The organism is Ruegeria atlantica, assembly GCF_947495585.1.
Lineage (GTDB): Bacteria > Pseudomonadota > Alphaproteobacteria > Rhodobacterales > Rhodobacteraceae > Ruegeria > Ruegeria atlantica_G.
The window spans coordinates 300,372-320,470 of sequence record NZ_CANLZK010000002.1 but is presented as its reverse complement, the minus strand read 5'-3'; the positions used below and the strand labels follow the sequence as shown (position 1 = coordinate 320,470).

17 protein-coding genes are annotated in these 20,099 nt (G+C 57.8%); 6 read left to right on the top strand and 11 right to left on the bottom strand.

The genetic code is table 11. The annotated features are described in order from the left end of the window. Positions 1–152: 152 nt before the first annotated feature. The 9 genes from QMP16_RS07335 to QMP16_RS07295 form a co-directional block, all read right to left on the bottom strand. Entirely contained in the window at positions 153–1,835 is a 1,683-nt protein-coding gene (locus tag QMP16_RS07335; protein ID WP_282151820.1) for a sulfatase-like hydrolase/transferase, read from the bottom strand. Between the two features lie 281 nt (positions 1,836–2,116). Beyond that, entirely contained in the window at positions 2,117–3,190 is a 1,074-nt protein-coding gene (locus QMP16_RS07330; protein WP_282151819.1) for a BMP family ABC transporter substrate-binding protein, read from the bottom strand. Positions 3,191–3,225: 35 nt separating this feature from the next. Next, on the bottom strand, positions 3,226–4,146 hold the full coding sequence (locus tag QMP16_RS07325) for an ABC transporter permease (protein WP_108859238.1): 921 nt from the start codon (positions 4,144–4,146) through the stop codon (positions 3,226–3,228). Between the two features lie 3 nt (positions 4,147–4,149). Further along, positions 4,150–5,232 carry an ABC transporter permease gene (locus QMP16_RS07320; RefSeq protein ID WP_058276029.1) on the bottom strand — a complete coding sequence of 361 codons (1,083 nt, stop codon included), beginning with the start codon at positions 5,230–5,232 and terminating at the stop codon, positions 4,150–4,152. 63 nt (positions 5,233–5,295) lie between these two features. Continuing rightward, the gene (locus tag QMP16_RS07315; protein ID WP_058275481.1) at positions 5,296–6,813 is read right to left on the bottom strand and encodes an ABC transporter ATP-binding protein; all 1,518 of its coding nucleotides are present in this window, start codon (positions 6,811–6,813) and stop codon (positions 5,296–5,298) included. Then, positions 6,810–7,745, bottom strand: a complete 936-nt coding sequence (gene xdhC / locus QMP16_RS07310; RefSeq protein ID WP_282151818.1) for a xanthine dehydrogenase accessory protein XdhC — start codon at positions 7,743–7,745, stop codon at positions 6,810–6,812. The genes QMP16_RS07315 and xdhC overlap by 4 nt, the downstream gene beginning before the upstream one ends. After that, a complete protein-coding gene (gene xdhB / locus QMP16_RS07305; protein WP_282151817.1) occupies positions 7,745–10,147 on the bottom strand; it encodes a xanthine dehydrogenase molybdopterin binding subunit in 2,403 nt (800 codons plus the stop codon). Before xdhB ends, xdhC begins: the two co-directional genes overlap by 1 nt. Beyond that, positions 10,144–11,505, bottom strand: a complete 1,362-nt coding sequence (gene xdhA / locus QMP16_RS07300; RefSeq protein ID WP_282151816.1) for a xanthine dehydrogenase small subunit — start codon at positions 11,503–11,505, stop codon at positions 10,144–10,146. Before xdhA ends, xdhB begins: the two co-directional genes overlap by 4 nt. Positions 11,506–11,707: 202 nt before the next feature. Further along, a complete protein-coding gene (locus QMP16_RS07295; protein ID WP_282151815.1) occupies positions 11,708–11,851 on the bottom strand; it encodes a hypothetical protein in 144 nt (47 codons plus the stop codon). On the opposite strand from QMP16_RS07295, the gene dnaE reads away from it, so the two are divergent. The 3 genes from dnaE to QMP16_RS07280 all read left to right on the top strand — a co-directional run bounded on the left by dnaE (position 11,850) and on the right by QMP16_RS07280 (position 16,028). Next, a complete protein-coding gene (dnaE, locus tag QMP16_RS07290; RefSeq protein WP_282151814.1) occupies positions 11,850–15,350 on the top strand; it encodes a DNA polymerase III subunit alpha in 3,501 nt (1,166 codons plus the stop codon). The genes QMP16_RS07295 and dnaE overlap by 2 nt on opposite strands. A gap of 85 nt (positions 15,351–15,435) precedes the next feature. Next, a complete protein-coding gene (locus QMP16_RS07285) occupies positions 15,436–15,654 on the top strand; it encodes a YMGG-like glycine zipper-containing protein (RefSeq protein ID WP_282151813.1) in 219 nt (72 codons plus the stop codon). Between the two features lie 5 nt (positions 15,655–15,659). Continuing rightward, positions 15,660–16,028 carry a hypothetical protein gene (locus QMP16_RS07280; RefSeq protein WP_282151812.1) on the top strand — a complete coding sequence of 123 codons (369 nt, stop codon included), beginning with the start codon at positions 15,660–15,662 and terminating at the stop codon, positions 16,026–16,028. Between the two features lie 4 nt (positions 16,029–16,032). On the opposite strand, the gene QMP16_RS07275 is transcribed toward QMP16_RS07280, so the two are convergent. Continuing rightward, positions 16,033–16,227, bottom strand: coding sequence for a SlyX family protein (locus QMP16_RS07275; RefSeq protein ID WP_058275721.1), 195 nt, complete (start codon positions 16,225–16,227; stop codon positions 16,033–16,035). Between the two features lie 131 nt (positions 16,228–16,358). Here QMP16_RS07275 and hisS point away from each other — a divergent pair, with 131 nt between their 5' ends. From hisS to hisG, 3 genes are read left to right on the top strand one after another with little or no spacing between them, the layout of a single operon-like run. Next, positions 16,359–17,846: a histidine--tRNA ligase gene (gene hisS, locus QMP16_RS07270; RefSeq protein WP_282151811.1), complete on the top strand. Its 1,488-nt coding sequence runs from the start codon at positions 16,359–16,361 to the stop codon at positions 17,844–17,846. Positions 17,847–17,849: 3 nt separating this feature from the next. Continuing rightward, positions 17,850–18,938 (top strand): ATP phosphoribosyltransferase regulatory subunit, encoded by a 1,089-nt coding sequence (locus tag QMP16_RS07265; protein ID WP_282151810.1) that lies wholly within the window; start codon positions 17,850–17,852, stop codon positions 18,936–18,938. Continuing rightward, positions 18,935–19,624: an ATP phosphoribosyltransferase gene (hisG, locus tag QMP16_RS07260; RefSeq protein ID WP_282151809.1), complete on the top strand. Its 690-nt coding sequence runs from the start codon at positions 18,935–18,937 to the stop codon at positions 19,622–19,624. Before QMP16_RS07265 ends, hisG begins: the two co-directional genes overlap by 4 nt. Here hisG and QMP16_RS07255 read toward each other — a convergent pair whose 3' ends face one another. Then, positions 19,625–20,056, bottom strand: coding sequence for a DUF1489 family protein (locus tag QMP16_RS07255; RefSeq protein WP_282151808.1), 432 nt, complete (start codon positions 20,054–20,056; stop codon positions 19,625–19,627). It abuts the gene before it with no gap. Between the last annotated feature and the right edge of the window lie 43 nt (positions 20,057–20,099).

Here is a 20,099-nt window from a genome sequence, read left to right as displayed (position 1 = left end):
AGCACAGTTTAGGTAAAATTGGGATCCCAACCATCCACAACCTGTAGTGCTGCTCAAGAAGAAAAGGTGAAAACCCACTCTTAAGGGTGAACACCAATCAGAGAGGCCGCTTCAGGAACTACACTAACCTAGTCCGTGAAGCGGCGTTTTGGTTATTGCCAGCTTGCAAAAGTCTTGCGGGCCAGTTCGCTTTCTGGTCGCAGATTTTCAATGCCTCCATAGGGTTCATCAGTCCCAATCTCGCGATGTGGGTATTTTGCAATCATTTTTTGATGCCGTTTGGCCATATCCTGGAAGGACGCTCCGGACCAAAGCGATTGGCCGATGTCAGAATACACCTCGCGCGGATCGCGAAGGATGTTAAACACCGGCGCAGCGGCCCCTGGGACACCAGGTGCAGGCATGTGCATCTTGAATTCCTGTTTCACAATCGAACGCAAAACCGGTCCTTCGTAGATATAGACATAATCTCTCCGCGAATTACCATCCCCCTCAAGAAACAATGCTGTCTGGTCCACGCCGTCGATGATCCGGTCACGCGGGATGAATTCAGTTCCGCCAGCGATACGGGCGAAGGTTGTGAATAGATCGGAAACGTGAACGATGTCCCCTGCGTACTTGCCTCCTTCGATTGCAGCTGGCCAGCGTACGAAAGCATCAACACGTACCCCTCCTTCGAGGTGTTCCGCTTTGCCGCCCCGGTAAATCAATTCGATCATGCCTGAAGTGGGCGAATACTGCTTAAAGATGCCGTTGTCCGCCATAATCACAACAAGCGTGTTATCCGCAATTCCAAGTTCATCAACTTTGGCCATCAAATCACCGATCCAATCGTCAAGTTGCTCCATTTTATCAGCCATAAAGCCACCGTTCCGGGACCGCTGCTGTTCGCCGTAAGTGAAATTGATTGGGTAAAGCGGCCAGTATTGGAGAAAGAATGGATCATCTTCTCCCGCCAAACGGTCAAGTTGCTCCAAGACCTGAGCCTGATAGGTCTCGTTCATGCGTTCATAGTGCGCCTGTGTCCATTCCTCGCCAGCTTCTATGCCTACCTCCCGTGCGGTCTCTCCGGCCCTGGCTTCGAGGCCAGTTACAAGACCATAAGGTTTGAACCGTTCATCCATTCCATATTTCCCGGATTGAGTGGATGGATGCCAGCCATTGAGGTTACCTGCATTCGCAGCCTCTGGTGTCATCAGGCTCAGTTGCACTTGCTGATGGACTGGAAAATACGCGACATCAAACCCCTGGTTATGAGCGAATGACTCCTCAATATCGCCCTGGTGCCATTTCCCAACATGTGCTGTGTTATAGCCGGATTGATTGAGAATTTCCGCGATGGTAACTTCGTTCTTGGACAACCCTTCACCAACAAGAGCAACTTTCACTTCCTTAACACCCGCGCGAATTGGGTGCCCTCCGGTCAGGAATGCAGTGCGGGTAGGTGTGCAGGAAGGCTCGGTATACATCCGCATCAAAGAAAGGCCTTCTGCGGCGAAATCGTTGATGTTTGGTGTGTCAAATCCGGTGACAAAGTTCATCGCAGGATTGCCCATGAGGCCAAAACTCACGTCATCGATGAGAACGTAGAGAATATTAGGGGGCTTACCATCGTTTCTTTCTCGAACTTCCGCTAGTTTCTTATCGATCTCAATGTCTTGGGCATCCCATTGCTCGCCGTACTGAGCGCGAAGAAAATTGAATTCTCCGTCATGGACGATGGGAGTTTCCTGGGCCGCGACTGATGTGGCAGCAACAATGGATGCAAATAAGGCAGTTCGAAAAATCAAGTTAGAGCTTCCTTTATTGTGTTGGCGGGAAACAATGAGTTTCAATCAAAGTTGGCCGCGTTTTGGGCCTTCTCGAAAACCAGTCAATACCAGAGGGTCACGCTACGGTCTACTTGCGCCATGTAATCGCCATTTGCTGTTCCGCCTACCAAGGTGAGCTAACGGCCGATTACCATATTTTGCAAAGTCCGTTTCCTGCGCATTGATGTCATTCGGGCATCGCGCAGCATTTGTAGAATGGGCTCAAAGTGGTCATTCAAAAAAGGCCCGCATGCATATGCGGGCCTCGTCGATTTTTCTAAAGCTTCGTCTCAGAAGATCACAGCTTACTGCGGAATTTCGCCTTCCAAACCTTCAACGTAGAAGTTCATACCAGCCAGCGTGCCGTCATCGGCGGTTTCGCCTTCAGCCAGCCAGTCGCTGCCGTCTTGCTTTTTGATCGGGCCTGTGAAGGGATGGTATTCACCCGCTGCCATGGCGGCTTTCATCGCCAGTGCTTCCTCTTTGATGTCGGCCGGAACGGCGTCCGAAATCTCACCGATCTCAACCATGCCTTCCTTGATGCCATCCCAAGTGTTCACGGTTTCCCACGACCCATCCATGACCGCTTGGGTACGTGCGATGTAGTAGGGCGCCCAGTTGTCGATGATCGAAGAGACGCGCGGCTTGGGGGCATATTCGCTCATGTCCGAGGCCTGACCGAAAGTGATTACGTTGCCTGCCTCTTGCGCAGCCGCCTGCGGCGCGGTCGAGTCGGTGTGCTGCAGGATCACGTCCGCACCTTGTTCGATCAGAACGGTTGCGGCATCAGCCTCTTTCGCCGGGTCGAACCAAGTGTAGGCCCAGATGATCTTGAACTCGACATCCGGGTTTACCTTTTTGGCGTGGATGTAGGCCGAGTTGATGCCGCGGATCACTTCGGGGATTGGGTAGGAGCCAATGTAGCCGATGATGTTCGACTCGGTCATTTTACCCGCGATGTGGCCCTGAACGGCACGACCTTCGTAGAAGCGGGCCGAATAGACGGACACGTTCGGTGCGGTCTTGTAGCCGGTCGCGTGCTCGAACTTCACGTTCGGGAATTTCTTGGCCACGTTGATCGTTGGGTCCATGTACCCGAACGAGGTGGTAAAGATCAGGTCAGCGCCTTCAAGCGCCATCTGGGTCATCACACGCTCGGCATCCGGGCCTTCGGGAACGGATTCAACAAACACGGTCTCGACCTTGTCGCCGAATTCTTTCTCAACCGCCAGACGGCCTTTGTCGTGTTCATAAGTCCAGCCGCCATCGCCCACCGGGCCGACATAGACAAAGCCTACTTTTGTTTTGTCCTGTGCGACCGCGCCGGTCGCAAGGCCCAGCACCATCGCGGCACTGGCAAGAAGTGATGTGAATTTCATGTGGTTACTCCCCAAGTTGGTTCAATTGGCCCCGTCTAGTGCGAGGCGTGGAAGGTCCGGCCCAGTGAGGCAGGTGCGCTGCTCTTGTCGGCCGAAAGGATCACAAGCACAAGGATCGTGATGATGTAGGGCGACATTGCCAGATACTCGACTGGGATGGCAACGCCTGCGGCCTGCAGATTAAGCTGCAACACCGTGATTCCGCCAAACAAATAAGCACCCAGCAAAGCACGCCATGGTTTCCAGCTGGCAAAGACCACCAGCGCAAGAGCAATCCAGCCAACACCGGCGGTCATGCCCTCGGTCCACTGCGGGACGCGGATCAGGCTGATATAGGCTCCACCGAGACCCGCGCAGGCGCCACCAAACAGGATCGCCAGGATGCGAATCTTGATGACTTTGTAGCCCAGTGCGTGTGCGGCGTCGTGGTTTTCACCCACCGCGCGCAGGATCAAACCGACGCGGGTGTATTTCAGCGTGGCCCAGACCGCTGCAACCAGCGCGATGCCCAGATACAGGATCGGATCATGCTGGAACAGGATGGGGCCGATCACCGGAATATCGCTGAGCAACGGGATATGGATATCTCCCATGCTGGGCGGTTTGACACCTACATAGCTTTGACCCATCAGCGCGCTGAAGCCAAGGCCGAACAGGGTAAGCGCAAGACCACTGGCCACTTGGTTCGCCAGCGCAAACTGCGTCAGCAGGACGAACAGCAGGGACAGAACCGCGCCACCAATGGCTGCTGCAATGAACCCCAGCCAGGGTGATCCTGTTTCGACAGAGATCGCAAATCCGCTGATTGCGCCCACAATCATCATGCCCTCGACGCCAAGGTTAAGAACACCTGCTTTTTCGACAACAAGCTCTCCGATCGCCGCCAGCAGTAGGGGGGTTGCGGCCACCATAAGCGAGGCGACCAAAAGTACGGGATTGATTTCACCTAGGTCCATGGGTCACGCCACCTCATTACGGGCCGCACGAATGCGGTAGTTGGTCAAAAGATCGAAAGCCAGCAGGAAGAACAGGAGCATGCCCTGAAAGACCTGAATGGCAGCAGCAGGCAGGCCCAGCTGGGATTGCGCGATTTCGCCGCCGATATAGGTCAGCGCCATCAGGCCACCGGCCAGCAGGATACCCACCGGATGCAGACGACCCAGAAAGGCCACGATGATCGCGGTAAAGCCGTAGCCCACGTTAAAGTCGATGCTGACCTGTCCTGATGGGCCTGCGACCTCGAACATCCCCGCCAACCCGGCCAGCGCACCGGACATGCCCAGACAGAACAGGATCAGGCGTGCCGGGTTTACACCCGCGAACTTCGCCGCACGCGGCGCTTCACCCGTCAGGCGAATGTGGAAACCCAGCATGTGACGGTTCAGCAGGACATAGGCAAAGATCACAGCGATCAGCGCAGTCACCACACCCCAGTGCATGCCCGATCCGGCGATCAGCTCGGCGTTATGCGCGCTTTCATAGGATTGCAGGTTGCGCGATCCGGGAAAGCCGAACCCTTCGGGGTTCTTCAGCAGACCAAGCGAAACCGAAGCCAGCATCTGCTCGGCCACGTAGACCAGCATTAGTGATACGAGGATTTCGTTGGTGCCAAAACGCACCTTCAGGAAGGCCGGGATTGCCGCCCAAAGCCAACCGCCAAATGCGCCGGCGATCACCATGATCGGGAAAACGTAGAACGCGTCCAGCGGATAGAAGGCCAAACCTGCTCCGGCACCAAAGATAGCGCCCATGATGTATTGCCCCTCGGCACCGATATTCCAGATACCGGCTCGGAAACCTAAGGACAGGCCAATGGCGATCAGAACCAGCGGCGCGCCTTTGACCAGCAATTGTGGACGGTAGTAGAAAGCGAACTCGCCAAACAGCGGCTCCCAGAAAATGGTGCCAATGGCTTGGATCGGGTTCTTGCCCAGAATGGCGAACAGGATGCCGCCGAAAACCATGGTAGCCAGCACGGCCACCAGAGGGGTCGCGTAAGACCACGCTTTGGACGGCTGCGGCCGTTTCTCCAACACAATCATCTGCTCATTCCCCCAGTTTCTTCATCTTTTTGTAAATTTTTTCGCCGAAGGCGGTCCGACGGGTTAAACATGGGCCACCTCCATGCCATGCGCGCCGCCCATCATCAGGCCGATTTCGTCGACCGTCAGACCTGTGGTCGTGCGCGGAGCGCTGAGCCGTCCTTCGTTGAGCGCCGCAAAGCTGTCCGATATCTCCATCAGCTCATCCAGATCTTGCGATATGCAGATGACTGCGGTGCCTTTGGCGGCCAAATCCAGAATGGCCTGACGGATCGAGGCCGCAGCCGCCGCATCCACACCCCAAGTCGGCTGGTTCACAACCAGCACGTCCGGGTTTTGCAGGACTTCGCGCCCAATGACGAATTTCTGCAGGTTGCCCCCTGACAGAGATCGCGCGGCGTTTTCAGGCCCCGGTGTGCGGACGTCAAAGGCACTAATGATCTTTTCGGCAAAGCTCTTGGTTTCTGCCCATTTGAGGAAGCCGTTGTTCTCAAGTCCTTCACGGACCGATCCGGTTAGTAAGGCGTTTTCAGTCAGGCTCATGTCTGGGGCGGCCGCGTGGCCCAAACGTTCTTCTGGTGCAGTCAGAACGCCCAGTTTGCGGCGCGCGGTCGGCCCCAGTTTGCCGATCGGCTGACCGTTGAACTTAATTGCGTCGGGTGCTGTGGTGATCTCGCCCGACAGAACGCCCAACAGTTCGTCTTGTCCGTTGCCCGCGACACCGCCAACTCCCAGAACTTCGCCCTTACGGACGGTCATGTGGACATTCTTCAACGCGGTACCGAACTCGGATGGTGATGGAACTGACAAACCGCTCACATCCAGGGCGACCTCACCAAACTCACGCCCCGAACGTTCGGGTGTTTGCAGGGTCGACCCCACCATCATCTCGGCCATATCCCGTGCCGAGGTCTCAGCGGGAACACATTCGCCGACATTCTTCCCCAATCGCAGGATCGTGGCGTGGTCGCAAAGCGTGCGGATTTCTTCCAGCTTGTGCGAGATATACAGGATCGAGGTGCCCTCGGACCGCAATTTGTTCAGCGTTTCAAACAAGATGTCGACTTCCTGAGGGGTCAGAACCGATGTCGGTTCATCCATGATCAGCAGCTTCGGATCCTGTAACAGGCAGCGGATGATTTCGACCCGCTGACGCTCACCCGCGGACAGATCACCGACAGTGCGATAAGGATCCAGTGGCAGACCGTAAGTTTCCGAAACCTCGCGAATTCGCGCCGCCAGATCGCCCATGGCTGGTGGGTTCTCCATCCCCAAGGCGATGTTTTCGGCCACGTTCAATGCGTCGAACAACGAGAAGTGCTGGAATACCATCGCGATCCCGTCCGCCCGTGCGGCGCGGGGTTCGGGTGGCGCGAAGGCTTGGCCGCGCAGCAGCATGGTGCCGCTGTCGGGCTTCACCAGACCGTAGATCATTTTGACCAGCGTTGATTTACCGGCACCATTTTCGCCCAGTAAGGCGTGAACCTCACCCTCACCGATGTCAAAGGACACCTGATCATTGGCCACGACGCCGGGATAGGCTTTAGTCAGCCCTTGTAAGCTTAGAAGTGGAGTGGTCACGCGCTCAGGTCCTTCTTTATTTCGTTTTGCCGGGCAGGGCGCAGGATCTGCGCCGCGACACCAACTGCGATCATCTGCGGGTGCTTGCCCAGGGCTGGATCTCCGATTGGGCAGGTGATCCGGCCAATCCGCTCGGGCGCATGTCCCAATGCGGCCAACCGGGACCGGAATCGCGCCCATTTCGTAGCCGAGCCAATCAGGCCCGAAAAGCGGAAATCATGCAAAAGCAACCTGTTGCATAGTTCCAGGTCCAGATTGTGTGAATACGTAAGCACAAGATGCTCAGCATCGCGCGGCGCATGGCGTACCAGTTCAGCCGGTTTCGCTGTCGGAACGACGGTTACGCCGCCGGGCACCGCTTTGGGAAATCGCTCAGGACCGGTATCGATCCAGGTGATTGACAGATCGGGCAGCGGTGACAGGACATCGACCAGAGCGCGGCCAACGTGACCGGCACCCCATATCCACAGATTGCGCGCGGGTTCGTGAACGGGCTCGACCATCCAGTCGTCAATCAGCTGCGGTTCGGGCGCAACACCCTGACCGCGGGCCTGCGACAACAGTCGCTTGACCGAAAGTGGCATCTCACCACCCGAAGCCGAGCGCGCAATGACTGCATCATCCAGCCGGTCGACGGCCGCAAGATCGTAGATTTCACTCAGCAGGGTGACTGCACCGCCACAACACTGGCCCATATCCGGGCCGAGGGCATGGTGTGTTTGGCGCATGGGCGCTACTTGGGATCGGGCTGCTTCAGCCGCCAGATACTCCAACGTGCCACCGCCGATGGTGCCCGACTGCCCGTTCTCCCAAACAAGCATTGCGGCGCCAACTTCGCGCGGAGATGACCCCTTGATCCCGGCGATAACCACCCGGGTCACCTTGCCGTGGATTTTGACCGCCTCCCTCAAAGCCTCTCGATCAAATCCCATCAGGTCTCTCCCTTTACCCGTTGGACACCCTTCCAGACTTCTTCCGCCGTTGCTGGTGCATCCAGCGCCGGATAGCTGTCCCCGCAGGCCGCCACCGCATTCGACAGGGCAAGCCACGCGGAAATACCCAGCATAAAGGGCGGTTCTCCGACCGCTTTTGAGCGATAGATCGTGTCCTCGCGGTTTTCACCGCTCCAGAGCGCGACATTGAAAACGTCAGGCCGGTCCGAGCAAGCGGGGATCTTGTAGGTCGACGGCGCATGCGTGCGCAGGTTTCCTTTGCCATCCCAAACCAGTTCCTCGGTTGTCAGCCAACCGGCACCCTGTACGTATGCGCCTTCGACCTGTCCAATATCCAGCGCCGGGTTCAGAGACGCGCCTGCATCATGCAGGATGTCCGTCCGCAAAATGCGGTTCTCGCCGGTCAGCGTGTCGATGGCGACCTCGGTGATCGACGCGCCATAGGCAAAGTAAAAGAACGGGCGCCCCCGGCCTTTGATCCGGTCCCACTCGATCTTGGGTGTCTTATAGAACCCGGTCGCAGACAGGCTGACACGGCCTTGATAAACCAGCGCAGCGGCTTCTGAGAACGTATAGCGTTCTTCGCCGACTGAAACGTAGCCATCCGAGAAGGTCACCGTCGATGGGTCGGCCTGATGCCGCTCGGCCAGATAGTCAGCCATTCGGTCGCGGATCGTGTCGCAGGCCGCTTTGACCGCCATACCGTTAAGGTCACTACCCGAGGACGCGGCCGTAGCAGATGTGTTAGGCACTTTGGCTGTATCTGTCGCGGTGATTTTCACCATCTCTAACGGAATGCCAAAGCGAGAGGCAGCCACTTGCGCTACCTTTTGGAACAGACCTTGCCCCATCTCGGTGCCGCCGTGGTTCAGGTGGACCGAGCCGTCCTGATACACATGTACCAACGCACCTGCCTGGTTCAGGTGGGTCAACGTAAACGAAATGCCGAACTTAACCGGAGAAAAGCCGATGCCTTTCTTGATCACGCTGTTTTCGGCGTTCCACTTCTCAATGGCAGCCTTGCGTGCGGTGTAGTCGCTGGATTGTAGCAACTTGGCAGTCATGCCGTGCAGTTCGAAGTCACTGACCTCCATCCCGTACGGCGTGGTATTGCCACCTGCGGGCAAGGGACGCACCGGGGCGTTGCCCATCTCAACCGCGCCTCGGCTGGTCAGGTCCTCGTGCGGGTCAGGATGGCCCAGCGGCTTTTCAGCGATCACGGGATCCGCAACAACATGCGCCGGCTCATAGTAGTTCCGGCGACGCAATTCGACCGGGTCCATTCCCAGCTCATACGCGGCGTGATCCATCACGCGTTCGATCCCGACCATACCCTGAGGTCCGCCGAACCCGCGATAGGCGGTAGCGGATTGAGTGTTGGTCTTCAGCCTATGGCTTTCGATCCGGGCATTCGGCAGCAGATAGGCATTGTCCGAATGCAGCATCGCACGGTCTGCGACAGGCAGGGACAGGTCCTGTGCCCAACCACAAATCGCATGATGCAGGAAGGAAACGCCTTGGATGTGGCCGTTCTCATCAAACCCGGCCTTATATGCAATCCGGAACGCGTGGCGCTTGCCGGTGATGATCATGTCATCATCGCGGTCATAACGCATCTTGCAGGCTTTGCCTGTCGCACGCGCTGCGATAGCGCAGGAAACAGCCAAAGCGTTGCCCTGACTTTCCTTGCCTCCAAAGCCGCCGCCCATACGGCGCGTTTCAACGCGAACCGCGTGCATCGGAACACCCAGAGCGTCCGCTACTTTGTGCTGAATCTCGGTCGGGTGTTGGGTCGAAGAATGCACCAACATATCCGCGCCCTCATTGGGCACGGCCAGTGCAGCCTGACCTTCCAGATAGAAATGCTCCTGACCGCCAAGCTCGAATCCACCTTCGATCACATGCGCGGAACCCGCAATGGCCGCATCCGCATCGCCCTTAGCATAAATGCGCGGACCGTCCTCGAACCGACTGTCTGCGGCAAGCGCCTCTTCAACCGTCAGGATTGGGGTCTCTTCGGCATAATCGATCTGGCCCAAACGCGCCGCTTTCCGCGCGGCAAGGTGGCTGGTCGCAATGACGAGGAAAACGGGCTGCCCGATATAGTGCACCGTGCCATCAGACAGCAGAGGTTCATCATGGATCGACGGTGAGACGTCATTGGCAAACGGCAGATCGTCGGCCGTCATCACCATGACAACACCTTCGGCTGCCTTCACCGCCGACAGGTCCATCGTGTTGATCTTACCCTTGGCAATCGGGCTAATGCCAAAGGCCAGATGCAACGACCCTTTGGGCGTCGGAATGTCATCCACATACCGCGCGGTTCCCGCGACATGCAGTGGCGCCGCGTCATGGGGGAGGGGTTTGGTCACGCTCATGCGGACACCTCCAATACATTTGTCACTTCGCCCTGATCCTCTAGGAAATATCGTTCGAGCAGCGCTTTGGCGGTCTGCAGCCGATAGTTGGCCGATGCGCGCATGTCCGTCATCGGGGTGAAATCACTGTCGAAGGCCGGAATGGCGGACCGAACAGTCTCATGCGTCCATAGCTTGCCAACCAGCGCGGCTTCGACATTTGAAGCCCGTTTGGGAGTGCCAGCCATACCACCAAAGGCAATACGGGCATCAGCAACCATACCGTCCGATACAGTGATGTTGAAACACCCACACACGGCTGAGATATCCTGATCAAACCGTTTGCTGAGTTTGTAGGCCTTCAAACGATCGGCCTGACGCGGAAAACTTACGGATTCGACAAACTCGCCAGGTGTCCGGTCTTGTTTGCCGTAGTCGATAAAGAAGTCCTCCAATGCGACCGAGCGACGTTCGTCGCCCTTGCGCAGATGTAGCGTTGCGCCCAGGGCGATCAGTGCGGGCGGGTTGTCTCCGATGGGCGAGCCGTTGGCGATATTTCCGCCCACGGTGGCCGCGTGCCGCACCTGAACGCTGGCGTAGCGCCGGATCATTTCGGCGTAAGACGGGTGCAGGTCCGCCAGTGCTTCGCCCATCCGGTTCATATCGACCATCGCGCCGAACCGAACCTCGTCATCCGTGATCGTGATCTCTTTCAGATCATCGCAGCGGTTCAGAAAAATTACTGGGTCGAGGTCACGCAGTTGCTTGGTCACCCAAAGCCCAACATCCGTGGCACCCGCGACCAGAGTGGCGTCCGGATATTTGGTATAAACTTCTGCCAATTCATCCGAAGACTCCGGCAACATCTGCGATGTTACCCGGGTCGCGACTGGCTTGTCTTTCACCCAGACTGGGACGGGAACTTCTTCGGCAGCCTTGGCGGCGCGAATGATCGGCGCGTAGCCGGTGCAGCGGCACAGGTTGCCAGCAAGCTGGGTGTCATGATCCGTCGCGCCATTTGCATGACTTGCCACCATCGACATGACGAAACCGGGGGTGCAGAAGCCACATTGCGAGCCGTGCAGATCAACCATCGCCTGCTGGGCTGGGTGTGCCTCGCCGTTGGGGCCACTGGCGCCTTCGACCGTGCGAACCGCCTTACCATGCAGTTGAGGCAGAAACAGGATGCAGGAATTCAGCGCCTTGTGGCCACCTTCATCCGTCACCATGACAGTGCATGCCCCGCAATCGCCTTCGTTGCAGCCTTCCTTGGTGCCGGTCAGGCCGCGATCCTCACGCAGCCAATCCAGCAGGGTCGCTGTCGGATTGACATCCGCCAGTTCCACTGTCTCTCCGTTCAGAAGAAACGTGATATTCATTCGAGAAACCCGTCGCCTTACCCGGTTGCGCCCTTGCGTGCCCCCCTTCGATGCGACGTAGAAAGAGTAGCGGGCGGATAGCTTGCCATCTGATGTTAGAAACAGCGCAGGTTGTCTGGCAAGAAAAACTACCTATGTGATACACCATTGAGCACTGACGCAGCGTGATTGTTATCTTCGTTTAGAGATCACCTGATTGAAATTAAAGCGTTTTTTGTCTTTGGCTACTGCCGGGCTCCGAAGCACCTTCTGGAAAAGCCGAATAATCAAAGCCCATCTTTTTGGCAATCCAAAGCCAAGGTTCCTGCTTTTGCCGGGCGCGCGGCTGGGATAGCGTGGCGGTCATGAGCAGTATTCCTCGATTCATTCACCTCCGTGTTCACACCGAATATTCCCTGCTGGAAGGCGCCGTGCGGCTGAAAAAGCTGCCCGGTCTGTGTGAGAAGATGGACATGCCCGCCGTCGCTGTGACGGATACCAATAGCATGTTCTCGGCTTTGGAATTTTCGGTCACCGCCAGCGGGGCCGGAGTGCAGCCGATCATGGGTTGTCAGGTTGACCTGACCTATGTGCAGGCGCAACCGGGCGAAAAGCCCAAAGCACCCGCGCCGGTGGTTTTGCTTGCCCAGTCCGAGGCCGGGTATGAGAACCTGATGAAACTCAGCTCGTGTCTTTACGTCGACAAGGGTGGGCAGTTGCCGCAGGTGACTCTGGAAGAACTTGCGGAACGATCTGACGGGTTGATCTGCCTGTCCGGTGGGCCGGATGGACCGGTTGGGATGTTGTTGCAGCAGGGTCAACGCCCCGCGGCTGAGGCCTTGGTGGACCGGTTGTCAGCGATGTTCCCCGATCGTCTCTATATCGAACTCCAACGTCATCCGGGTGAGGGTGGTCAGCCAGAGGCGGAACGTCTGACCGAGCGCGGCCACGTCGAAATGGCCTATGCCAAAAACCTTCCTCTGGTCGCCACCAATGACGTCTATTTCCCGACCACAGATATGTACGAAGCGCACGATGCGCTGATTTGTATCTCGGAGGGGGCCTATGTCGATCAGCAGGAAGGCCGCCGCCGTCTGACCGCGCAGCACTATTTCAAGTCGCAGCAGGAGATGGCGACGTTGTTCGCCGACTTGCCTGAGGCAATTGAGAACACCGTTGAGATTGCCAAGCGCTGCGCGTTCATGGCCTATCGCCGCGATCCTATCCTGCCGAAATTCGCTGATGACGAGGTTGCCGAACTGCGCCGTATTGCAAATGATGGTTTGCAGAAACGTCTGGCTGTTATCCCGCACGCAGTGACGCCCGAAGAATATCAAGAGCGTTTGGATTTCGAGCTCGACATCATCGAAGGCATGGGGTTCCCCGGCTACTTCCTGATTGTTGCCGATTTTATTCAGTGGTCCAAGGATCACGATATCCCGGTCGGGCCAGGTCGGGGCTCGGGCGCGGGATCTTTGGTGGCCTATGCGCTAACGATTACTGACCTTGATCCGCTGCGCTATTCGCTGCTTTTCGAACGGTTCCTGAACCCGGAACGGGTTTCGATGCCCGATTTCGATATCGACTTCTGCATGGATCGCCGAGAAGAGGTGATCCGCTACGTGCAGCAGAAATACGGCCGAGACAAGGTGGGGCAGATCATCACCTTTGGTGCGTTGCTGTCGAAAGCTGCCGTGCGCGACATTGGGCGCGTTCTGCAGATGCCATACGGGCAGGTCGACCGCCTGTCCAAAATGATCCCGGTGGAAGGCGTCAAACCTGTCTCCATCGAGAAGGCGCTGAAAGACGAACCTCGTCTGCGCGAAGAGGCGCGCAACGAAGAGGTTGTGGACCGCCTGCTGACTTACGGGCAGCAGGTAGAGGGGTTGCTGCGAAACGCGTCGACCCACGCGGCGGGAGTGGTTATCGGAGACCGCCCGCTGGATGCGCTGGTGCCGCTGTATCAGGACCCGCGATCCGACATGCCGGCCACTCAGTTCAACATGAAATGGGTGGAACAGGCCGGGCTGGTTAAGTTTGACTTTCTTGGTCTGAAGACGCTGACTGTGATCCAGAATGCGATGGATCTGATCTTCAAATCCAACCGTCCATTGCACGTCGCCGCCGACGGAACCGAGCTTTATGAGCCTGCAGACGGGGCCGAGAACCAGATCAACGCCATCCCGCTGGATGATGAGGCAACGTACAAACTTTATTCGGCGGCCAAAACGGTGGCGGTGTTCCAGGTGGAATCCTCGGGCATGATGGACGCGCTCAAGCGGATGAAGCCTGACTGTATCGAAGATATCATTGCCCTCGTCGCGCTCTACCGACCTGGCCCCATGGAGAACATCCCCAAGTTCTGTGAGGTCAAGAATAAGCTGAGCGAACGGGACACGCTGCACCCGTCCATCGACCATATCCTGGACGAGACGCAAGGCATCATCGTCTATCAGGAACAGGTGATGCAGATCGCCCAGGAAATGGCGGGCTACAGCCTTGGCGGTGCGGATTTGCTGCGCCGCGCGATGGGTAAGAAAATCCAGGAGGCGATGGACGCAGAGCGGCCCAAGTTCCTCAAGGGTGCTGCTGAGAACGATGTGGATGAGGCTAAGGCGACCGAGGTTTGGAACCTGCTGGATAAATTCGCCAACTACGGGTTCAACAAATCCCACGCTGCCGCCTATGCGGTTGTCAGCTATCAGACAGGCTGGTTGAAGGCGAACCACCCGGTCGAGTTCATGGCGGGTGTCATGAACTGCGATATCCACCTGACCGACAAGCTGGCCGTATATTTCGAGGAGGTCCGTAAAGGGCTGGAACTGCCTTATGTACCGCCTTGCGTGAACCGGTCGCTGTCGACATTCGACGTGGTGGACGGGCATCTGGTCTATGCGCTGGGCGCGCTAAAGAATGTGGGTGTCGAAGCGATGAACCTTGTGGTCGCTGGTCGCGAAGGCAAGCCGTTCGTGAACCTGTTCGACTTTGCCCGCAAGGTTGATCTGAAGAGGGTCGGCAAGCGCCCGCTAGAGATGATGGCGCGGGCAGGGGCCTTTGATCAGCTCGACAAAAACCGCCGTCGCGTGTTCGAAAGCCTCGATCCGCTGGTGCAGTATTCGGCCGCCATCCATGACCAGAAGAACTCGAACCAGGTGTCGCTGTTTGGCGAGGCGGGCGATGACCTGCCCGAACCGCGCTTGTCGCCTTCGCCTGATTGGCTGCCGGCTGAACGACTGAGCGAAGAATTCAAAGCCATCGGGTTCTACCTGTCGGGCCATCCGTTGGACGACTATATGCCCGCGCTGAAGCGCAAGCAGGTTCTGACACTGGATGAGGTGACCGAAAAAGCACGCTCTGGCCCCTTTATCGCCAAAATGGCTGGTGTTGTTGCCGGACGGCAAGAGCGTAAATCCGCGCGTGGAAACCGGTTCGCCTTTGCGCAATTGTCGGATCCGACGGGCGCTTACGAGGTCACTCTGTTTTCAGAAACGCTCGAAAAGTCGCGCGAGTATCTGGAAACCGGAGCGCAGGTGGTGCTGACCGCCGAAGCGACGATGGAAGCTGACCAGCTCAAGCTGCTGGGGCGCTCGGTCGGCCCTGCGGATTCCGTGGTGGCAGAAGCCGGGGCGACAGGGCTGCGTATCTTTGTTGACGAAGCGCAAGCGGTGCCAACCGTAGCAAAAGTTCTTGAGGATGCCGCAACTGCCACCAAAGGCGCGGCGCGCGGTCCGATCCAATTGTTGTTGCTCGACCCAAGTCTGCCGGGTGATGTCGAAATGGATCTGGGCGTTGAGTTTCCGATCAACCCGCAGATCAAAGGCGCGATAAAATCGCTGGAAGGTATTTTGTCCGTCGAAGAGATCTGACCTCTCTTTGTTGCCAGACAGTTAGCACCCCGCTAGGCTGACCCAACAGAGATGTCTTTGGGTCATGCCGCAGGAGGGTGTTGATATGACAATTGCAGGTCTCAATTTCAGAAGAGTTTTGTTTGGAGCGACGGCTTCGCTGGCCTTGGTTGCAGCCTCGGTCGCGTCGGCGGACGACAAGAAGAAAAAGAAGACCCTTGAGGGCGCGCTGATCGGCGCAGGTGTAGGTGCGATTGTCGGTGACGGAAAAGGCGCAGCGATCGGTGGCGTGGCCGGAGCCATTATTGGACATAACTGGAAGTGATGGTGATGCGTTTTTTCAAACTCAAAATGTCCGCTTGTGCTGCAATCCTGGCGGCTCCGTGTGTGGCTGCGGCCGATGAAGCGGCTGAACAGATGGTACAGGATGCATTGCCCGTCATGCACTATACGTGCGCCTCGATTGCAGAAGAAGCGGATGGCGACGAAGCCTTTGTTGTGACTGTTGTTGGAAAGATGACTGCCTTATCTCTCCACAATCGCCAGATCAATATCGAAGATCATGCAACCACGGATGAGGAAAAAGCCCAGCTGCGAGAAGCGTTCATAGCCGCGCTGTCGGAAGGATGTGCCGCGGATAAAGATGCCCTTTTGGGTGGCGTGGTCGACAACGCGGTGAAAACGTCGCTGGGGCTCTAAGTCATCAATAATGCGGCGGGCGTTCATCGCCCAAAACGATCCCGCCCGAGCCTTCCTGCGCCCGTTCGCCTTCGCGACGCATCAGCATTTCGACACGGCGTGTCAAACGATCAATCTCGTCCTGTTGGCGGGTGACGACCGAGTTGAGGTCTTCGACCGTACGGGCAAGATGGGCGATCTGCTCTTCCAGATGCTGCATGGGGGACTCCTGTGTCTTAGGCCGGTCATAGCGACCCGGACAGCGCATGGCCAGCGAAAGCGCGCCTTGCCCCGATGCAGGCCATGGGATAGACCGCGCGCGGAACAAGGCAACTCCCAAGGACGTCCCACATGGCCAAGCCCAAGAAACAGCCCCGCCCCAAGGCCGTAACGCCAAAAGGGTTCCGCGACTATTTCGGCCAGGAAGTCACGCAGCGCACCGAGATGCTGCGGGCTATTGCGGACGTCTATCATCAGTACGGGTTTGACGCCCTAGAAAGCAGCGCGGTTGAAACCGTCGAGGCGCTGGGCAAATTCCTTCCGGATGTAGATCGCCCGAACGAGGGTGTGTTCGCGTGGCAGGAAGTCGACGAGAATGACAAGGGCGACTGGATGGCCCTGCGCTATGACCTGACCGCGCCTTTGGCCCGGGTTTACGCGCAGCACCGCAACGATTTGCCGACGCCTTATCGTCGTTATGCGATGGGACCAGTCTGGCGGAATGAAAAGCCGGGGCCGGGGCGCTATCGCCAGTTTTATCAATGCGATGCGGATACGGTGGGCACGGCCTCGATGGCGGCTGACGCCGAGATTTGCGCGATGCTGTCGGACACGCTTGAGACCGTCGGCATTTCGCGCGGCGACTATCTGGTGCGGGTCAACAACCGCAAAGTTCTGAACGGCGTGCTTGAGGCGATGGGGCTTGGCGAAGACGTCGCTGCCCGCGACAACGTTCTGCGCACCATCGACAAGTTCGACAAAGTCGGCGAGCAGGGCGTGCGAGAGCTGCTGACCAAAGGCCGTCTGGACGCCTCTGGCGCGTTTATCGACGGTGTTGGTCTTAGCGAGGATCAGGCTGAGCCGGTGATCGCGTTTCTGACCTCCAAGGCCGCGGAAACCGCCGGAACATTGGCCAACTTGCGCGCCGCCGTAGGCGACAGCAAGATCGGCGCGGACGGGATCGCCGAGTTGGAACAAATCGGCACCTTGTTGGATGCGGGCGGGTACGGCGCGGACCGGATCGAGATTGACCCTTCGGTCGTGCGCGGTCTGGGTTACTATACCGGGCCGGTTTATGAGGCCGAGCTGACCTTTGAGATTTTCGATGAGAAAGGCCGCAAACGGCAATTCGGATCGGTTTCGGGTGGTGGTCGCTATGACGATCTGGTCAAACGCTTCACCGGGCAGGAAGTTCCGGCGACCGGCGTCTCCATCGGTGTCGACCGTCTGCTCGCTGCCCTGCGCGAAAAAGGCAGGATAGCCGCGCAGGCTACGGGTCCTGTAGTCGTGACCGTTATGGATCGCGAACGGATGGCCGATTATCAGGCGATGGTGGCAGAACTGCGCAACGCAGGTATCCGGGCAGAGGTTTATCTGGGTAATCCCAAGAACTTCGGCAATCAGCTGAAATATGCGGATAAACGGAACTCTCCGATTGCAGTGATCGAGGGCGGTGACGAAAAGGCCAATGGGATCGTGCAGATCAAGGACCTGATCCTTGGCGCGAAGATTGCCGAAAGCGCTACGCTCGAGGAATGGAAAGAACGCCCCAGCCAGTTCGAAGTGTCACGTGGTGATTTGGTCGCCAAAGTGCGCGAGATTCTGGACAGTCAGGACTGACCGATGCCCAATCGTTCCCAGATACAGGCCCGCGCCGCAATGATGCGTGTCCGGTTTGAAGCCGCAGGGGCGCAGGTTGTGGATACGCCCCTGCTGCAACCGGCTGAAACGTTGCTGGATCTTTATGGCGAAGACATCCGCGCGCGTGCTTACGTGACGTCGGATGCCTTGCGTGGCGAGCAGATGCTGCGCCCCGATTTCACCCTTCCGGTGGTGCAGATGCACATGACCGAAGGGGCTGAACCTGCACGCTATACCTATTCAGGCGAAGTCTTTCGTCGGCAAGAGCATGACCCGGATCGGTCCAACGAGTACATTCAGGTCGGATATGAGGTTTTTGACCGCAACGATCCCGCTGGGGCGGATGCCGAGGTGTTTTCGCTGTTTGCCCTGCAATTGCGGGGGCTGCCCCTGCGCGCGGCGACCGGTGACATCGGCATCCTGACGGCAGCTGTTCAGGGGTTGCGCACCACGGATCGACGCAAGGCCGCGCTGATGCGCCATCTGTGGCGTCCACGTCGGTTCCGCGTCCTGCTGGACCGGTTCGCCGGGCGAAAGCCCGAGCCGGAGCACCGCACAATACTTTTGGAGGCCGCAGACCCGATGGGGTTTGACGTTCCTATGATCGGAAAACGCCGCGCTGCCGAGATTGAGGCCCGCATCGACGCGCTGCGTGAAGATCGCGACACGCCACCGATTTCTGACAACGAGCTTGCAGGCTTGGAATCTCTGCTGACCGTTCGGGAAACCATGCCCTTCGCTTTGGAGCAGTTGCGGGATGTGGCCGTCGACCTACCTCAGATCACCCCGGCGCTGGACAGGCTTGAGGCAAGAATTGCCGCTCTGCAAGCGCGTGGTGTTGATGTGAGCCGGTTGGATTTCGAGGCAGCCTATGGGCGTACGTCGATGGAGTATTACGACGGGTTTGTCTTTGGGTTTTATGCTGAAGGTCGCCCCGATTTGCCTCCGATTGCCACCGGCGGGCGTTACGATGCGCTGACGCGACAATTGGGCAACGGGGCGGAAATTCCAGCTGTGGGCGGCGTACTGCGTCCCGACCTGATGCTCGAAATCGAGGAGGCCGCGCAATGACCCTGAAACTGGGCGTGCCCTCGAAGGGCCGATTGATGGACAAGACCTTTTCGTGGTTCGAAAAGCGCGGTATCACATTGTCGCGCAGCGGATCAGACCGGGAATATGCCGGTAAGGTTGAAGGGATCGACGGGGTCTCGCTGATCCTGCTGTCCGCCGGGGAAATCCCCCGCGAACTGGCAGCGGGGCGCATTCATCTGGGCGTTACCGGAACCGATCTGGTGCATGAGAAACTACCACGCTGGGAGCAACAGATTGAAGAGATCTCGCCGCTTGGTTTCGGCAAAGCAGATCTGATCATTGCGACCCCTGCCTGTTGGGTCGATGTCGATACCCTGGACGATCTCGATGCTGTCGCTGCTGCGTTCCGCAAAACCCACGGGCACCGGTTGCGGATTGCGACCAAATACCACCGATTGGTGCGCGAGTTTCTAACGGACGCGGGGGTTGCAGATTACACTCTGGTCGACAGCCAGGGCGCAACCGAAGGCACTGTGATGAACGAAACCGCCGAGGCGATTGCCGATATCACCTCGACAGGTGAGACATTGCGCGCAAACCACCTAAAAATCCTGTCGGACGGCCTGATCCTGCAATCACAGGCCACGCTGTGGCGTAGTCGGGTTGCCAGCTATGGTGTGGGTGAAAAAGAGGTTCTTTCCGAATTGCTTGACCGGCTGAACTGATTACAGCACGCCGATGTCCGCCAACGCGCGATTCAGATCGTCGGGCAGAGAATCATCCTCGGCCCGTCCTTTGGGAAGATCGGCAGGCGTATCTTCGGGTTTAAGGTATCGCCACCCTTGGAACGGGCGTTTCAGAGCGTTCTGTGTGCGGTGCACCTCAGGATCCAGCACGATGGCGCAGCGGCGGATGCCGTCCTCGCCGCGCACTTCGTCCAGCCGCAGGATCTTCTGGCGGCACTGTACGACACCCTTGATGACCCAATAGATTGATCCGCCGTTCAGAATCTCGGCCTCGCGTTTGGGCCACATGCGGGTGACGTGGCGCGGCAAGCCGTCTTCATAAAGCGGCTTGCGGCTGTCTTGCCACTCCATCAGCGTATCGACGCTTTCCGATCCGACCGAAAGTTTTATGAGGTTTATGTAGTTATCCACAGCTTTCCCACAGAGTCGTCCCGAGGCCCTTCTCTATATTGTA

Bases quoted from the DNA above. Each gene is read 5' to 3' on its own strand.
- QMP16_RS07330 (WP_282151819.1), bottom strand. From the start codon at position 3,190: ATGAAATTCACATCACTTCTTGCCAGTGCCGCGATGGTGCTGGGCCTT.
- QMP16_RS07325 (WP_108859238.1), bottom strand. From the start codon at position 4,146: ATGGACCTAGGTGAAATCAATCCCGTACTTTTGGTCGCCTCGCTTATG.
- QMP16_RS07320 (WP_058276029.1), bottom strand. From the start codon at position 5,232: ATGATTGTGTTGGAGAAACGGCCGCAGCCGTCCAAAGCGTGGTCTTAC.
- xdhC (WP_282151818.1), bottom strand. From the start codon at position 7,745: ATGGGATTTGATCGAGAGGCTTTGAGGGAGGCGGTCAAAATCCACGGC.
- xdhB (WP_282151817.1), bottom strand. From the start codon at position 10,147: ATGAGCGTGACCAAACCCCTCCCCCATGACGCGGCGCCACTGCATGTC.
- xdhA (WP_282151816.1), bottom strand. From the start codon at position 11,505: ATGAATATCACGTTTCTTCTGAACGGAGAGACAGTGGAACTGGCGGAT.
- dnaE (WP_282151814.1), top strand. From the start codon at position 11,850: ATGAGCAGTATTCCTCGATTCATTCACCTCCGTGTTCACACCGAATAT.
- QMP16_RS07295 (WP_282151815.1), bottom strand. From the start codon at position 11,851: ATGACCGCCACGCTATCCCAGCCGCGCGCCCGGCAAAAGCAGGAACCT.
- QMP16_RS07285 (WP_282151813.1), top strand. From the start codon at position 15,436: ATGACAATTGCAGGTCTCAATTTCAGAAGAGTTTTGTTTGGAGCGACG.
- QMP16_RS07280 (WP_282151812.1), top strand. From the start codon at position 15,660: ATGCGTTTTTTCAAACTCAAAATGTCCGCTTGTGCTGCAATCCTGGCG.
- QMP16_RS07275 (WP_058275721.1), bottom strand. From the start codon at position 16,227: ATGCAGCATCTGGAAGAGCAGATCGCCCATCTTGCCCGTACGGTCGAA.
- hisS (WP_282151811.1), top strand. From the start codon at position 16,359: ATGGCCAAGCCCAAGAAACAGCCCCGCCCCAAGGCCGTAACGCCAAAA.
- QMP16_RS07265 (WP_282151810.1), top strand. From the start codon at position 17,850: ATGCCCAATCGTTCCCAGATACAGGCCCGCGCCGCAATGATGCGTGTC.
- hisG (WP_282151809.1), top strand. From the start codon at position 18,935: ATGACCCTGAAACTGGGCGTGCCCTCGAAGGGCCGATTGATGGACAAG.